General features: G+C 65.0%; 15 protein-coding genes and 1 pseudogene. 13 read left to right on the forward strand and 3 right to left on the reverse strand.

Features of this window, described 5'->3' with window-relative positions; translation table 11 throughout:
• The 8 genes from ilvN to gntH all read left to right on the forward strand — a co-directional run.
• A partial coding sequence (ilvN, locus tag VN004_RS07730) for an acetolactate synthase small subunit (RefSeq protein ID WP_325608637.1) occupies positions 1 to 402 on the forward strand: 402 nt, incomplete at its 5' end.
• Positions 403 to 515: 113 nt separating this feature from the next.
• Positions 516 to 2360, forward strand: coding sequence for a heavy metal translocating P-type ATPase (locus VN004_RS07735; RefSeq protein ID WP_325608639.1), 1845 nt, complete (start codon positions 516 to 518; stop codon positions 2358 to 2360).
• Positions 2361 to 2422: 62 nt separating this feature from the next.
• Positions 2423 to 3019 carry a LysE family translocator gene (locus VN004_RS07740; RefSeq protein WP_325608664.1) on the forward strand — a complete coding sequence of 199 codons (597 nt, stop codon included), beginning with the start codon at positions 2423 to 2425 and terminating at the stop codon, positions 3017 to 3019.
• A gap of 249 nt (positions 3020 to 3268) precedes the next feature.
• Entirely contained in the window at positions 3269 to 4288 is a 1020-nt protein-coding gene (gene ilvC / locus VN004_RS07745; RefSeq protein ID WP_325608641.1) for a ketol-acid reductoisomerase, read from the forward strand.
• A gap of 149 nt (positions 4289 to 4437) precedes the next feature.
• Positions 4438 to 4851, forward strand: coding sequence for a nuclear transport factor 2 family protein (locus VN004_RS07750; protein ID WP_325608643.1), 414 nt, complete (start codon positions 4438 to 4440; stop codon positions 4849 to 4851).
• Between the two features lie 113 nt (positions 4852 to 4964).
• Positions 4965 to 5936, forward strand: a complete 972-nt coding sequence (locus VN004_RS07755) for a tripartite tricarboxylate transporter substrate binding protein (RefSeq protein WP_325608645.1) — start codon at positions 4965 to 4967, stop codon at positions 5934 to 5936.
• 7 nt (positions 5937 to 5943) lie between these two features.
• The gene (locus VN004_RS07760; protein ID WP_325608647.1) at positions 5944 to 6450 is read left to right on the forward strand and encodes a MarR family winged helix-turn-helix transcriptional regulator; all 507 of its coding nucleotides are present in this window, start codon (positions 5944 to 5946) and stop codon (positions 6448 to 6450) included.
• Between the two features lie 35 nt (positions 6451 to 6485).
• Positions 6486 to 7544: a guanitoxin biosynthesis MBL fold metallo-hydrolase GntH gene (gene gntH, locus VN004_RS07765; RefSeq protein WP_325608650.1), complete on the forward strand. Its 1059-nt coding sequence runs from the start codon at positions 6486 to 6488 to the stop codon at positions 7542 to 7544.
• Positions 7545 to 7547: 3 nt separating this feature from the next.
• On the opposite strand, the gene VN004_RS07770 is transcribed toward gntH, so the two are convergent.
• Genes VN004_RS07770 through VN004_RS07780 form a run of 3 tightly spaced genes read right to left on the reverse strand, consistent with a single transcriptional unit; the run spans position 7548 to position 10215 of the window.
• The gene (locus VN004_RS07770; RefSeq protein ID WP_325608652.1) at positions 7548 to 9131 is read right to left on the reverse strand and encodes an ABC transporter permease/substrate-binding protein; all 1584 of its coding nucleotides are present in this window, start codon (positions 9129 to 9131) and stop codon (positions 7548 to 7550) included.
• Entirely contained in the window at positions 9128 to 9919 is a 792-nt protein-coding gene (locus VN004_RS07775; RefSeq protein ID WP_325608654.1) for an ATP-binding cassette domain-containing protein, read from the reverse strand. The genes VN004_RS07770 and VN004_RS07775 overlap by 4 nt, the downstream gene beginning before the upstream one ends.
• A gap of 50 nt (positions 9920 to 9969) precedes the next feature.
• Positions 9970 to 10215 carry a hypothetical protein gene (locus VN004_RS07780; protein WP_325608656.1) on the reverse strand — a complete coding sequence of 82 codons (246 nt, stop codon included), beginning with the start codon at positions 10213 to 10215 and terminating at the stop codon, positions 9970 to 9972.
• Between the two features lie 63 nt (positions 10216 to 10278).
• Here VN004_RS07780 and VN004_RS07785 point away from each other — a divergent pair, with 63 nt between their 5' ends.
• The 5 genes and pseudogenes from VN004_RS07785 to VN004_RS07805 form a co-directional block, all read left to right on the forward strand.
• Positions 10279 to 10773 (forward strand): DUF2165 domain-containing protein, encoded by a 495-nt coding sequence (locus VN004_RS07785; protein WP_325608666.1) that lies wholly within the window; start codon positions 10279 to 10281, stop codon positions 10771 to 10773.
• Between the two features lie 67 nt (positions 10774 to 10840).
• On the forward strand, positions 10841 to 11686 hold the full coding sequence (locus VN004_RS07790; protein ID WP_325608658.1) for an ABC transporter ATP-binding protein: 846 nt from the start codon (positions 10841 to 10843) through the stop codon (positions 11684 to 11686).
• Positions 11686 to 12477: an ABC transporter permease gene (locus VN004_RS07795; RefSeq protein ID WP_325608660.1), complete on the forward strand. Its 792-nt coding sequence runs from the start codon at positions 11686 to 11688 to the stop codon at positions 12475 to 12477. Before VN004_RS07790 ends, VN004_RS07795 begins: the two co-directional genes overlap by 1 nt.
• A gap of 117 nt (positions 12478 to 12594) precedes the next feature.
• Complete coding sequence (locus VN004_RS07800; protein WP_325608662.1) at positions 12595 to 13611, forward strand: ABC transporter substrate-binding protein; 1017 nt, start codon at positions 12595 to 12597, stop codon at positions 13609 to 13611.
• Between the two features lie 203 nt (positions 13612 to 13814).
• Positions 13815 to 14061, forward strand: a pseudogene (locus tag VN004_RS07805) (pyridoxal kinase); the annotation flags it as partial.

Here is a 14061-nt window from a genome sequence, read left to right on the forward strand (position 1 = left end):
GACTCGCTGACCGTGTCGGAGACCGAACACGAGAAGCACATCTCGCGCATCACCATCGTCACCTTCGGCACGCCGATGGTGATCGAGCAGATCAAGAATCAGCTCGAGCGTCTCGTGCCGGTGCATCGGGTCATCGACCTCACGGTCTCCGGCCCTTCGCTGGAGCGCGAACTCGCGATGGTGAAGGTGCGCGGCAAGGGCGATCATCGCGTAGAGGCGCTGCGTCTCGCCGATGCGTTCCGCGCCCGCGTGATCGACGCCACCACCGAGAGCTTCGTGTTCGAGATCACCGGCAAGAGCGACAAGATCGATCAGTTTGTCGAGCTGATGTTGCCGCTTGGCCTTGTCGAAGTGTCGCGCACCGGCGTGGTGGCGATCGGCCGCGGTCCGGACGCGATGTAGCGGCGAGCGACCTGCGCCGCCGGCGGCGGCTGTCGCCGCCGATTTGCAGAATGGCGCCGCCAGCGCTATTGGCCTTTACGGTCGTCATTGTAGCCGCCGCAAAGTGACGTCAGGTGAATGAAAGCCACGGGCCCGCGCTGCGTCGCGCGCTGATCGCCATCGCCGCGACTGGCCTCGCCGCCGGGCTCGCCGCGCACGTGCTTGGCTATGGCGCCATCGCCAATGCGATCTGGGCCGCCGCGGTCATCCCGGTCCTTGCCGCTCTGATTGTCGAGATCTGGCAGAGCCTGCGCGCCGGAAATATCGGCCTCGATGTGGTCGCGGCTCTGTCGATGACCGCAGCGCTGGCTGTCGGCGAATATCTCGCCGCTGCCATCGTGGCGCTGATGTATGCCGGCGGACAATATCTCGAAAGTTTCGCCGCGCAGCGCGCACGCCGGGACATGTCGCTGCTTCTCGAGCGAGTGCCCCGTACGGCCATTCGGCATGGCGGCGGCGGTCTCGAGCAAGTGCCGATCGATTCGATCGTGCCGGACGACCGGCTGCTGATCCGCCGCGGCGATATCGTGCCGGTCGATGGCACGGTGGCGGCGGGAACTGCGGTGCTCGACCAGTCGGCGCTGACCGGCGAATCCATCCCGGTGCAGTTCGGCGCTGGCGCCGACGTGCTGAGCGGCTCGACCAATGTCGGCGAGGCCTTCGATCTCGTCGCAACGCATCGGGCGAGCGAAAGCACCTATGCCGCCATCGTGCGCCTTGTCGAACAGGCGGAGCGCTCGCGCGCGCCGATGGCTCGTCTGGCCGATCGCTATTCGCTGCTGTTCCTCGTCGTGACTGTCGTGCTCGCAGGCGCTGCATGGTTCGGCACCGGCGACCCGGTCCGTGCCGTTGCAGTTCTGGTGGTCGCGACGCCGTGTCCTCTCATTCTCGCGGTCCCGATCGCCTGGGTCTCCGGCATGTCGCGCGCGGCGCGCAGCGGCATCCTGATCAAGAGCGGCGCAGCGCTCGAAGCGATGGGCCGCATCCGCGCGCTCGTAATCGACAAGACCGGTACGCTGACCATGGGCCGGCCCGAGGTCTCCGAGATCATTGTGACCGGGCAAAGCGACGCGGACACCGTGTTGCGCCTCGCCGCTTCGCTCGATCAGGCCTCGCCGCATGTGGTGGCAGCGTCGATTGTCGCGGAGGCCCGCAGGCGCGGTGTCGGGCTGGCCGTCCCGACGCGGGTGTCCGAGACGCCGGGTGAGGGCGTGACCGGGCTGGTCGACGGGCATCGGGTCGCCGTCGGCGGACGCAGTTTCGTGTCCTCGGTCATCGGCGAGACAATCGCCCGCCGCGCCAAACTGCCGCCCGGAGCGCTCATCGTTCATGTGGCTATCGACGGCGCACATGCCGGCGTCATCATTCTGACCGACCGGCTGCGGGAGGGCACGGCCGGGCTGCTGGAGCGGCTGCGCAGGCTCGGAATCCAGCGCATCGTGCTTGCGACCGGCGATCGCGCCGATGTGGCGAAGGCCGTCAGCGGCGGGCTGGAGGTCGATGCCGTGCAGGCAGAGCTGTCGCCGGACCAGAAGGTGCAGGTGGTGCTGTCAGAGCGCAGCGGCGGTCCGGTCATGATGGTCGGTGACGGCGTGAATGACGCGCCGGCGCTCGCGGCCGCCGATGCCGGCGTTGCGATGGGTGCGCGGGGTGCGGCGGCATCGGCGCAGGCGGCGGATGTCGTGCTTCTTGTCGATCAGCTCGGCCGCATCGTCACCGCGGTGGTCATCGCCCAGCGTTCACGGCGCATCGCATTGCAGAGCGTGATCGCGGGCCTCGGCCTGTCGGTGCTTGCGATGTTCGCGGCCGCACTCGGGTTTCTGCCGCCCGTGCAGGGCGCACTCCTGCAGGAACTGATCGACGTTGCGGTCATTCTCAACGCGCTGCGGGCGCTGCGCACGGGGCCGTCATCGGATTAGTCCGGTCATTTGCGGGATCGAAGCCTGTGGCGCTATGACACCCGCGCCGGAGGCCAATCGTGATGCCAATCGACATGTTCAGCGCGCTGGTCGCCTTTGCCGCGGCCATGGCGTTCACGCCGGGCCCGAACAACATCATGGTCACGGCGTCGGGGGTGAATTTCGGCTTCGCCCGGACCATTCCGCATATCCTCGGCATCACCTTCGGATTCTTCGTTCTGGTCTCGGTCTGTGCCGCGGGCCTCGGCGCGGCTTTCGCGGCCTATCCGCCGCTTCAGGTCGCGCTGAAAGTGGCGGGCGCGCTTTACCTGTTGTGGCTTGCCTGGAAGATCGCAACATCGGCGCCGGCTTCGGATGACGAGCCTCAGGTCGCCGAACCGATCTCATTCTGGCAGGCGGCGCTGTTTCAATGGCTCAATCCCAAGGCGCTTGTCGCAGCCCTCAGCGGGGTCGCGCTCTATGTCCGCCCGGCGCATTGGGTCGCAGATTTCACGGTGCTGCAGATCGTCTATACGGTCGCCACCATTCTTGCCGTCGCGACCTGGACCGGATTCGGTGTCGCCCTGCGCCGTGTCCTCGCCGATCCGAAACATGCCCGGATCTTCAACTTCGCGATGGCGCTCCTCCTCGTCGCCAGCATCGTGCCGATGGTGATCTGAGCCGCCGAGAGCCAATCTCGAACGGGTTCCGCCGACCGCGGCCCCGGCCGGGGTCCCCTGGAGTCTTGAGAAAAGGCCGCATTCCTTGCGCGCCCGGCAGAAGCGGACCGGCAGGATCCGGGACCCGGCCTTGCCCATTCCGGGCTTGTCGGCGCGCCCCCGGACCCCTAGAAACCCTGCGAACCGTGCCGGAACCGCCTCCGGCGCGCCTCAAGACGCGGCCGGGAGCCGCCATTTCAGGGGTTGATGATGCGCGTTTATTACGACCGGGATGCTGACCTGAACCTGATCAAGGGCAAGAAGGTCGCCGTCGTCGGCTATGGCAGCCAGGGTCATGCCCATGCCCTCAATCTTCGGGATTCCGGCGTGAAGGACGTGGCGATCGCGCTGCGTAAGGGCTCCGCCTCCGCCAAGAAGGCCGAGGCCGAGAAGTTCAAGGTCATGGAAGTGGCCGAGGCCGCCAAATGGGCCGACGTCATCATGATGCTCACGCCCGACGAACTGCAGGGCGACATCTATCGCGAACACCTCCACGACAACATGAAGGAGGGCGCGGCGCTCCTGTTCGCGCATGGCCTGAATGTGCATTTCAACCTGATCGAGCCGCGGCCCGATCTCGACGTGCTGATGGTGGCGCCGAAGGGGCCGGGGCATACCGTGCGCGGCGAATATCAGCGCGGCGCCGGCGTGCCCTGCCTGATCGCGATCCACAAGGATGCCTCGGGCAATGCGCACGATCTCGGCCTCAGCTACGCCTCGGCGATCGGCGGCGGCCGCGCCGGCATCATCGAGACGACGTTCAAGGAGGAATGCGAGACCGATCTGTTCGGCGAGCAGACGGTGCTCTGCGGCGGCCTCGTGGAACTGATCAAGGCCGGCTACGAGACGCTGGTCGAAGCGGGATATGCGCCGGAGATGGCGTATTTCGAATGCCTGCACGAGGTGAAGCTGATCGTCGACCTCATCTACGAGGGCGGCATCGCCAACATGAATTACTCGATCTCGAACACCGCCGAATATGGCGAGTATGTCACCGGGCCGCGCATCATCACGGCGGAGACCAAGGCCGAGATGAAGCGCGTGCTGGATGACATTCAGTCCGGCAAGTTCACGCGCAACTGGATGCTCGAGAACAAGGTCAACCAGACCTCCTTCAAGGCGACGCGCGCCAAGCTCGCGGCGCACGACATCGAGCAAGTCGGCGCGCGCCTGCGCGAAATGATGCCGTGGATCAAGCAGCGCGCGCTGGTCGACAAGGCGCGGAACTGAGCTGCGCCTTTGCCTCGCCGGCAATAGTGAAGGGCCCGCTTCGCCGGGCCCTTTTTTGTGTCTCGCACGCATTCGCCTCACAGTGGACACTTCGCAGCGCTCGCGCCATGATTGTGTCTCTCGGAGGGGCGAGGTCGGAGGTGCGAGATATGACACGCGAAGAGATGATGAGGGTGATCGGCGACGCTTACGCCGCCCGCGTGAGTGGCAACGTGGAGGGGATCGTCGCCGCGTTCGCGGCGAACGCGAGGTTTTCGCTGAATGCAGCGCCGCCGCTGCCAACTGTCGCGGTCGCGACCGAAGGCGAAGGCGGCATCCGTAAAGAGATGGCGCAACTCGTCAACGCGTTCGAGTTTCAGAAGCTCGATATCGTCGACTCGGTCGTCGAAGGATCGAAGGCTGCGGTGCGCATTCGATTCACGGTGCGATCGCGGACGACGGGAAGCATTGCCGTCACCGAGTCGCTCGACCTGTTCGAATTCCGGGACGGGAAGGTGGCGTCCTATACGCAGTTCTTCGACACCGCGCTCGCCGATCGGATGATGACGCCCGCGAAGAATTGAGCCCGGAGGTCCCGGCGGGCCAAAATTTCGCTTGCAATTGCATATGCAATTCGATGCACTGGCGCGCCGTAGCCGGAGATGTGACGCTCCGTCGGAATGAAGAGGGGGGTGTCATGTTCCGGCCTTTGTCGTGCGGACCTGCGGTCGTCGCTGTCGTGCTCGCCGCGGGCCTGACGATGGGCGCTGTGCCGGCGGCCGCGCAAAGCTATCCCGCCCGCAACATCGAGATCGTGGTGCCGTTCCCGGCGGGCGCCAACAGCGACCTCGCCGCGCGATCGCTCGCCGACGCCTTTTCGAAGGCGCTCGGCCAGCCGGTGGTGGTCAGCAACAAGGACGGCGCAGCCGGAACGATCGGCACCGGTGCGGTCGCCGCTGCGGCGCCGGACGGCTACACGCTCGGCTTCTCGGCGATGGGTCCGGTGACCGCGCAGCCGCATCTGCGTGACGACCTGCGCTATAACACCAAGTCCTTCGATTACGTTTGCCAGGTGACCGATGTGTTCGTGGTCGCCTCGGTTTCGAGCGAAAGCCCGCACAAGACCTTCAAGGATCTCGTGGACTATGCGCGGCAGAACCCGGACAAGCTGACCTACGGCCATCCGGGTCCCGGCTCCGTGCCACATCTGCTGATGCTGCATCTGGCAGCGGAGACCGGCATGCGGGCGACGGCGGTGCCGTTCCGCGGCGATGCGCCCGCGCTGAACAGCCTGCTCGGCAATCATATCGACGTGCTGATGTCGGGCGATGCGGCGGTGATCGGAAAGAATGTCCGTCCGCTCGCGATCTTCGCCGATGAACGTCTCGCGGCATTTCCCGATGTGCCCACCACGAAAGAACTCGGTTTCACCGCGGGCTTCGGGACGCCGAACGGCCTGTTCGCGCCGAAGGGGCTGCCGGCCGATGTGCTTGCGAAGCTTCGCAGCGCCTGTGCCACGGCCGTGAAGGCGGAAGCCTTCGCCGAGACCATGAGGAAGTCGCGCCAGAACGTGCGGTATCTCGATGGACCGGCCTTTGCCGAACGGATCTCGCGCGATTCCGGCACCATCGGATCGCTGATCGGCAAAATCGGCCGTCCCAAGAACTGATGCAGCGATGACCAGGAAACCGTCGCGAACGCGAACGACCGCCGCCGCATTCGACCTGGAAGCCTTCGTCCCGTTCCTGCTCAATTCGTTGACGCGGCGCTTCAATGCGCGGCTGGAAAAGGCATTCCGGGTGAAGCGCCTGACCATCCACGACTGGCGGCTGCTGGCGACGCTTGCCAATACGCCGCTCAACCGGCCAGCGGGCATTGCCGATTACATCGCGACCGATCCGTCGACGCTCAGCCGCATGATCGACCGCTTCGCGCGAGCCGGCGTCGTGGTCCGGCGCAAGCCCGCGGGCGAGGCCCGCGTCACCGAACTGGAGCTGACGAGGCTCGGCCGCTCGCTTTACGACGCGGCGTTCGTGGTGATCGCAAACGAGTGCGGCCGCTTCCTGTCGTTGCTGACCGCGCCGGAGCGCGAGCAGTTCACGCGCCTCCTCGTCAAGTTGTGCGCCAGCTACGAGCCGTCGGCGGCGCTGCCGGCGCAGGGCAAAAAGCCGTCGGCCGCCTGACGCATCATTTTCCGACGTTTCGATTGGAGTCCGACATGCGCGAATATCGCGATCACTATTTCCCGAACACCGAAGAGCTGGCGCCGGACGAAATGCGCATCGTCGCACTCGGGACCGGTCGGCCCTATCTGCGCAAGGACCAGGTCAACACCGGCTGGCTGGTGGAGCTCGGGAACGGCGACAAGTTCCTGATCGATTTCGGCTTCGGGACGCAGCGCAACTTCGTTTCGCTGGAAATTCCCTACAACGCCATCACCGCGGTGATCGCCACGCATCTGCACACCGATCATGTCGGCGACTTCATGCAGATCCGCCAGGGCGGCTGGGCCGGCGGGCGCATGCATCCCTTGCAGGTCTATGGGCCATCCGGGAAAATCCCCGAGCACGGAATGAAGCATTTCGTGAAGCACCAGATCGAATCCCTGCGCTGGGATGCCGACACGCGGCACGGCCTTCTTCCGCTCGTCGGTTCGGAAGTGGACGTGCACGAATTTCCCTACGACAAGGTCGGCGTGATCTACGACAAGAACGGGGTGAAGATCACATCTTTCCCCGCGGTGCATATCTATGACGGTCCGGTGTCGCTGCGACTGGAATGGAACGGGCTGACCCTCGTCTATTCCGGCGACACCACGCCCTCATATTTCATGGTCGAGAACGGCAAGGGCGCCGACATTCTCATCCACGAGACCTTCGACCGCTGGCAGGTGATGATGGAGCGCGCCGGATATGACGAGCGGACCGCCCGCGGCGTCTGCACGGTCGCGCATTCCGATCCCGAAGAGGCCGGTCGGGTGCTGGCGCTCTGCAACCCGCGGCTCGCGGTCGGCTATCACTTCTACAACGACGACGAGACTCTGCCCGGTCATCTCGAAGCGGTGCGCAGGAGCTATGACGGCCCGCTGGTCTTCGCGCGCGACCTGATGGTGTTCAACGTCACCAGGGAGCAGGTGAAGTGGCGCATGGCGGTTACGGCCGGCACCACATGGCCGAACAAGGAATTCCACGACGAGGGATTTAAGAAGCTGCCGCGCGGCGAAAAGTTGAAAATGTCGCAGTGGCTGCTCGACAAGGTGATGTTCCCGAAAGGCTGACCGTCACTTCCCGCGTTCATCGGGCGGAAGCTGCGCGCCGGATTTGCCGGCTGATCTCTCCGTCAGCCATCGCGCCACCTGTTCGGGGAGCTCACCCTTGTTGGCGCGCAGATTGGCGGCGCGCATCAGCTCAACGTCGATCGCGCCAATGAGCGGCTTGAGCGCGGCGAAGAGGGCGGCATCGCCCGCGCGCTTCGGTGCGACCAGCAGCACGGCATCGTAGGGTGGAATGACGCCCTTCGGGTCCTCCACCACGACAAGGTCGTACTGTGCGATCCGGCCGTCGCTGGTATAGGCCGAGACCACGTCGACCTCGTTGCCGACCGCGGGATACATGAATTCGGCCTGCATGGATCGCTGCGCCTTGAAATTGAGCCCGTAGGCGTCGCGGATCGCGGCCCATTCGGGGCGGCCGAAAAATTCGTAATCGCCGGCGATGGTGAGCCGCGGCGCGTGCGCCGCAAGGTCGGCAAGTGTCTTCACACCGAGCCGCTCGGCCTCGCTGCGCTTCATCGCGAGGGCATAGGCATTCTCGAAACCGAGCGCGCCAGCGAGCACGATGCCGCGTTCGCGCTTCAGCCATGCCGCGACCTCGGCCAGCGTCTCCTGACGCGGACGGATGTCGCCCCGCTTCATCGCATTTGCCCAGATCGTCCCGGTGTAATCGACATAGGCGTCGATGTCGTTCGCGGCGAGCGCGTCGAGAATGACGCTGGAGCCGAGGCCGTCGCGGCGCCGTGCCGAAAGCCCGTTGGCCTCAAGCCGTTGCGCGATCAGAGCGGCGAGGATGTATTGCTCCGAAAACGGTTTGGCCCCGACGATGTAGCCGGACCGCTGAGCGTTCAGCGAGGGCGCGAGCGACAGCGCGACAACGAGCGCGATCCCGGCGAGACCGGCAACGATCGGTGCGCGCTGCCTGCGCGCAGCGCCGCGCTCCATCAGCGAGAGCAGGAGATCGACGGTCAGCGCCAGCAAGGCGGCTGCGACGCAGCCGAACAGCACGAAAACGATATTCTGGGTCTGGAGCCCGCTGAAAATGTAATTGCCGAGACTGGTCTGCCCGATCGGTGTTGCCAGCGTTGCCGTGCCGATCACCCAGACGGCCGCCGTCCGGACGCCGGCCATGATGACGGGCATCGCAAGCGGCAATTCGACCATGAACAGCGATTGCCGTTCGGTCATGCCGACGCCGCGCGCCGCGCGCAGCAGCGCCGGGTCCACGCCATCGATGCCGGTGATCGTATTTCGGATCACCGGGAGCATGGAATAGAGCGCGAGCGCCAGCACCGATGGCAGAAATCCCAGCGCGGAAAAATCAAAGCCGAGATATTTCGCCGTCAGCGAGGCAATACCGAGCAGGAGCGGATAGAACAGCGCCAGCAATGCAAGGCCCGGTATGGTCTGCACGATGCTGGCGACCGCGAGCAGCACCGCGCGCAAATGCGGACGGCGGACCGCGTAGAGCGACAGCGGAAAGCTAATGGCAAGGCCGAGCGCCAGCGCCGTGAGACTCACCAACACATGCTGGCTCAGATAATCGGGGAGCCGGGCGAAGGCATCGGCGAAGGCGGGGTTGGCAAAAATCACGTGCCGGACTCGGCGATGAGCGCAGCGAGCCGTTCGGCTTGCCGGCGCGGCATGTCCATCAGCGCATGCACATCCGCGTTCTGTGCGCCGTCCATCAGCTCGCGCGGCGTGCCGAAGGCTGCGATGCGGCCGTCATGGATCACCGCGATCCTGTCGGCGAGCAGCACCGCCTCGATCACGTCATGGGTGATCATCACGGTCGTGAGACCGAGGGCGTCGTGAAGCTTGCGGTAATCGCGGCTGAGCGCGTCGCGGGTGCGCAGGTCCAGCGCGCCGAATGGCTCGTCCATCAGCACGACATGAGGCGAAGCCGCGAGCGCCCGCGCGACGCCGACGCGCTGGCGCTGGCCGCCGGACAATTCCGCGGGAAAGCGATTGCGGTAATCGGCCGGCGGGAGTTGGACGAGGTCCAGCAATTCGTCGGCACGCCTGTCGCGGCGTGGAGCGTCCCAGCCCAGGAGGCGCGGCGTGATCGCGATATTCTCCGCAAGCGTCATGTGCGGGAACAGACCGACATCCTGAAAGACGTAACCGATGCGCCGGCGCAGCGCGATCGCATCGAGATCGCGGATGTCGTCGCCTTCGAAGCGCACGATGCCGGCGCTCGGATCGATGAGACGGTTGATCGTTCCGAGCAATGTGGACTTGCCGGAGCCGGATTGTCCGACGATCGCAACGAATGTGCCGGGCGCAATCGCGAGCGTGACGTCGTCGAGGGCCGGACGGCCGCCCGAGCCGTAGATCTTGCTGACATGCTCGAAGGAGATGATCGGCGCCATGACCGCCATTGTTGCACCCTGGCGGTCGCCCCTCAAATGAAAGGGCCGCCCGCGATGCCTCAACTCCGCGCCGGGTGATCGAGCTCCAGCACGAGGATCGCGGGTCCGCTGCCGATCAGGTAACGGCGGCGCAGCACCACGAAATCGTCAGCGGGGTCGGCGCCGAACGAAAGGCGATCGCCGACCTGAACGCGGTCGTCGAGGCTCTGGCTAGCCGCGGCGTTCACGTCGAGGCCGGCGGCCTCGGCCCGCGCCCGTGCGCTCGGGGTCAGGTCGATGCGGATGAAAAGCCGGCGCTCGGTCATTGAGGCGAATCCGGCGAAGGCGCATAAGCGCGATATGCACGGCAGGAGAGGGGGCAGGTCATGCTGATCGTCCGGCTTGCGAAAGTCGCGATGACGGCGGCGCTGGCGGCGTTCGCATTCATCGTCACTTACGACAACGTCGTGGATTACGGCACAAACTACGAATTCGTGAAACACGTGCTCAGCATGGATACCACATTTCCGGGCAACAAGCTGACCGGCCGCGCCATCACGGACCCGCGGATCTGGACGCTCGCTTATGCAGGGATCATCGCGGCCGAGGGGCTGGTCTGTCTGCTGCTCGGCATCGCCGCGCTTGCCATGCTTTTCACGCTTCGCGCCGCGCCGCAGGTTTTCCAGCGCGCCAAGGTCTGGCTTGTCGCCGGGGCGGCGCTCGGCTTTCTGGTGTGGTTCTTCGGCTTCATGGTTGTGGCTGGCGAATATTTTGCGATGTGGCAATCCAAGACCTGGAACGGCCAGGAAGCCGCCTTCCGCTTCTATATGACGCTGCTCGGCGTGCTGATTTTCGTCAATCAGCGGGATGAGGAACTCGGCTGACGCTTGCTTGCCGTCGGGCGGCGGGTAATGTCCTCGCAAAAGACCGGCGGGAGCGGAGCGTTTAGTGATGGGGGGACCGACTGCCGATGCGATGCCGGCAGGGACGAAATCTGTGACCGCGGCGGTCGCGTTGAACGACGTCACCATCACCTTCCGCATGGGCAAGGGCGTCACCTATACCGCCGTCAGTGATGCCACTTTGTCGGTCGCCGACGGTGAGTTCGTCGCCATCGTCGGCCCGACCGGATGCGGCAAATCCACGCTCCTGAACGTCGCGGCGGGCCTCCTCGCGCCATCGTCCGGCAGCGCCGAGATATTCGGTTCGCCGCTCAGCGATCTGAATCGCCAGGCCGGCTACCTGTTTCAGGCCGACTCGCTGTTTCCGTGGAAGACCGCGTTGCAGAATGTCGCGATCGGACTGGAGACGGCGGGGACGCCGGCCGGGCAGGCCCGTGAGCGCGCGCAGGAATGGCTGCAGCGCGTCGGACTGGCCGGCTTTGCGGGGCGCTATCCGCATATGCTGTCGGGCGGGCAGCGCAAACGGGTGGGCCTTGCCCAGGTGCTGATCCGCGATCCGAAAATCCTTCTGATGGACGAGCCGTTCGGCCCGCTGGATGCGCAGACCCGCCAGATCATGGGCAACCTCCTGCTCGACTTGTGGAGCGCTGACCGCAAGGCGGTGCTGTTCGTCACCCACGATCTGGAAGAGGCGATCGCGTTGTCGGACCGCGTCGTCATCATGTCGGCGGGGCCGGCCGCGCGCATCATCGGCGATTGGCGCGTGCCGCTCGCCCGGCCGCGCGACATTTCCGAGGTCAAACTCGACAAGGCCTTTCACGACTTGCATCGCGAGATCTGGAATGTGCTGAAGGACGAAGTGCTCAAAGGCTACGCGCAGACGGGAGGCGGATGATGAACCGGGCCACTCTCGTCGGCTTCCAGGTCCTGGTGATGCTCATCACGCTGGCGGCCTGGCATCTGTTGACCGCCATTCCGATGGCGGACGGCAAGCCGCTCGTCCCGCCGTTCTTTTTCTCCACCCCCGGCGACGTCTTCGCCCGCATCTGGAAGTGGTTCTACGAGGGCACCATCTGGCGCCATCTGTGGATCACGCTCACCGAGTCGGCGCTGGCCTTTGTGATCGGATCGGTCGGCGGGGTCCTGGTCGGATTCTGGTTCGCGCGCCAGCCGCTCATCGCCGCGATCTTCGACCCTTACGTCAAGATGATGAATGCGCTGCCGCGCATCGTGCTGGCCCCGATCTTCACGCTGTGGTTCGGACTCGGCATCTGGTCGAAGGTGGCGCTCGGCGTCACGCTGGTGTTCTTCATTGTCTTCTTCAACGTCTATCAAGGCGTGCGCGAGGTGAGCCCGACGGTTCTCGCCAATGCCCGGATGCTCGGCATGAACGAGCGCCAGCTGATGCGGCACGTCTATTGGCCCTCGGCTTTGTCGTGGATGTTCTCGTCCCTCCACACCTCGGTCGGCTTTGCGGTGGTCGGCGCGGTGGTCGGCGAATATCTCGGTTCGGCGGCGGGGCTCGGCTATCTGATCCTGCAGGCCGAAGGAACCTTCGACATCGCCGGCGTGTTCGCCGGAATGTTCGTCCTCGCGGCCTTCGTGATTGTCATCGACGCGCTCGTGACGCTGGTCGAGAAACGCCTCCTGGTGTGGCGTCCCGACGCAGCCGATACGCGGACCTGACCTTCGCCGGCCCGGTCTGAAACGCCGCTCCGGACTTTGCAGGCACGGCGCGGTGTTTTATCGTGCAGTCAAATGCGGCCACAAACGGCCTGTTTCCGTCACGGGAGGAATGGTTTCATGACGTTGTCGATGTTCCGGCGGCTGGTCTCGTCGCTCTTCGCGCTTGCGCTGATGTCGGGCGTGGCCTTCGCGCAATCCAAGCTGACGATCGCGATCGGCGGCGCGAGCTGCCTGTGCTATCTGCCCACCGTGCTGGCCAAGCAGCTCGGTGAATACGAGAAAGCCGGCGTCAATGTCGAAATGGTCGACTTCAAGGGCGGGTCGCAGGCCCTGACCGCGGTGCTCGGCGGGTCGGCTGATGTCGTCTCCGGCTATTTCGACCATTGCGTCAATCTGGCGGCCAAAGGACAGAACCTGCAATCCTTCGTGGTCTATGACCGCTATCCCGGTCTCGTCCTCGTGGTGTCGCCGAAGCAGACAGGGACCATCACCTCGATCAAGGATCTGGCGGGCAAGAAGGTCGGCGTTTCGGCTCCGGGCTCGTCGACGCATTATTTCCTGAACTACCTGATGAAGAAGAATGGCGTGGACGCCGGATCGGTTGGCGTGATCGGCATCGGCCTCGGCGCCACCGCTGTCGCGGCGATGGAGCAGGGTTCGGTGGATGCTGCGGTGATGCTCGACCCGGCGGTAACGCAGCTTCAGGGCCGCAACAAGGATCTGCGCATTCTTTCCGACACGCGCTCGGAAAAGGATACGCTCGACGTCTTCGGCGGCGAATATCCGGGCGGCGCGCTCTACACCAGGGCGGACTGGATCGAGAAAAATCCGAAGGCCGCGCAGGCGCTCGCCACCGCGATCGTCAATACGCTGAAATGGATCCACACCCATTCGCCGGAAGAGATCATGGCGAAGATGCCGCCGGAACTGATCGGCGCCGACAAGGCGCTCTATCTCGAGGCGCTGAAGAACACGATCCCGATGTATTCGCACACCGGATTGATGGACCCGAAGGGCGCCAAGGCGGTTCTCGACGTGTTCAGCCAGTCGTCCGAGGCGGTGGCGAAGGCCAATATCAACCTGTCGAAGACCTACACCAACAAGTTCGTCGAAGCGGCAGCGAAGGCGAAGTAGGCCTTATCCCTCCCCCCCGCGAAGCGGTGGGAGGGTCGGTTCGCATCGCGTAAGCGATGTGAACCGGGGCGGGGGGCTTTCAGCATGGATTATCGTCGCGTTTTGCCCGCCACCCCCAACCCCTCCCCACCATTCGCACGCAGCCAAGTTCACGCAGGCTGCGTAAACTTGCCTGCGATGCTCGCGGGGGGAGTGGCGAAGACATGAATATCCTCTCCATCCAGTCGCACGTCGCCTATGGCCATGTCGGCAATTCCGCCGCGGTCTTTCCCCTGCAGCGGGTTGGCGCCGAGGTCTGGCCGGTCAATACCGTGCAATTCTCCAACCATCTCGGTTACGACGGATGGAAGGGCGAGGTATTCAGCGCCGCCCATATCCGCGACGTCGTCTCCGGCATCGAAGACCGCGGCGTGATGACGGCCTGTGACGGTGTGCTGTCGGGCTATATGG

Source organism: Pseudorhodoplanes sp., assembly GCF_035565855.1.
Lineage (GTDB): Bacteria > Pseudomonadota > Alphaproteobacteria > Rhizobiales > Xanthobacteraceae > Pseudorhodoplanes.

Bases quoted from the DNA above. Each gene is read 5' to 3' on its own strand.
- VN004_RS07740 (WP_325608664.1), top strand. From the start codon at position 2,423: ATGCCAATCGACATGTTCAGCGCGCTGGTCGCCTTTGCCGCGGCCATG.
- ilvC (WP_325608641.1), top strand. From the start codon at position 3,269: ATGCGCGTTTATTACGACCGGGATGCTGACCTGAACCTGATCAAGGGC.
- VN004_RS07750 (WP_325608643.1), top strand. From the start codon at position 4,438: ATGACACGCGAAGAGATGATGAGGGTGATCGGCGACGCTTACGCCGCC.
- VN004_RS07755 (WP_325608645.1), top strand. From the start codon at position 4,965: ATGTTCCGGCCTTTGTCGTGCGGACCTGCGGTCGTCGCTGTCGTGCTC.
- VN004_RS07760 (WP_325608647.1), top strand. From the start codon at position 5,944: ATGACCAGGAAACCGTCGCGAACGCGAACGACCGCCGCCGCATTCGAC.
- gntH (WP_325608650.1), top strand. From the start codon at position 6,486: ATGCGCGAATATCGCGATCACTATTTCCCGAACACCGAAGAGCTGGCG.
- VN004_RS07775 (WP_325608654.1), bottom strand. From the start codon at position 9,919: ATGGCGGTCATGGCGCCGATCATCTCCTTCGAGCATGTCAGCAAGATC.
- VN004_RS07780 (WP_325608656.1), bottom strand. From the start codon at position 10,215: ATGACCGAGCGCCGGCTTTTCATCCGCATCGACCTGACCCCGAGCGCA.
- VN004_RS07790 (WP_325608658.1), top strand. From the start codon at position 10,841: ATGGGGGGACCGACTGCCGATGCGATGCCGGCAGGGACGAAATCTGTG.
- VN004_RS07795 (WP_325608660.1), top strand. From the start codon at position 11,686: ATGAACCGGGCCACTCTCGTCGGCTTCCAGGTCCTGGTGATGCTCATC.
- VN004_RS07800 (WP_325608662.1), top strand. From the start codon at position 12,595: ATGACGTTGTCGATGTTCCGGCGGCTGGTCTCGTCGCTCTTCGCGCTT.